This is a genomic window from Xenorhabdus eapokensis, from assembly GCF_001908105.1.
The window spans coordinates 1-445 of the sequence record NZ_MKGQ01000186.1 but is presented as its reverse complement, the minus strand read 5'-3'; the positions used below and the strand labels follow the sequence as shown (position 1 = coordinate 445).

The following is a 445-nucleotide window of genomic DNA, read 5'->3' as shown; positions in this document are numbered from 1 at the left end:
CCGGTGGGAGACATCCCCTTCGGTGGTGATTTTGCGCGAACCGGCGACCTGATGATGGTCATCGGCGCGGATATCGTGGTAACGGTTGTTATCGATGCGTTGTTTCTGGTCATGCTTGATATGCCAGTAGGCATCGTTTTCGATATGTGCAGTCAGGTCTTTCTGCCCGTGGAGATAGATTTCTTCGCTGTCTTTCGCATCCTCAAAACGCAGTTCGTTAAAGCCTTTACCCTTGTGGGTTTTGGTCTTAAAGGTAGTGCGGGTTTTTTGCGCCGGTAAATCCAGCGGCGGACGGTTCAGGCCGTTGTAAACACAGCCGGTGACAATCGGGCGGTCGATATCGCCGTTCAGGTAAGAGATAATCACTTCCTGCCCGATACGCGGTATCGCCATAAAACCAAAGCCGTTACCATTCCAGCCCTGTGCCACCCGCACCCAGCACGAC

The 445-nt window shown here is 53.3% G+C and carries 1 protein-coding gene; it reads right to left on the bottom strand.

The genetic code is table 11. From position 1 onward, the window contains the following. Positions 1–445: type VI secretion system tip protein TssI/VgrG (gene tssI, locus Xedl_RS20090; RefSeq protein WP_143187524.1), on the bottom strand; the 445-nt coding region annotated here is incomplete at both ends.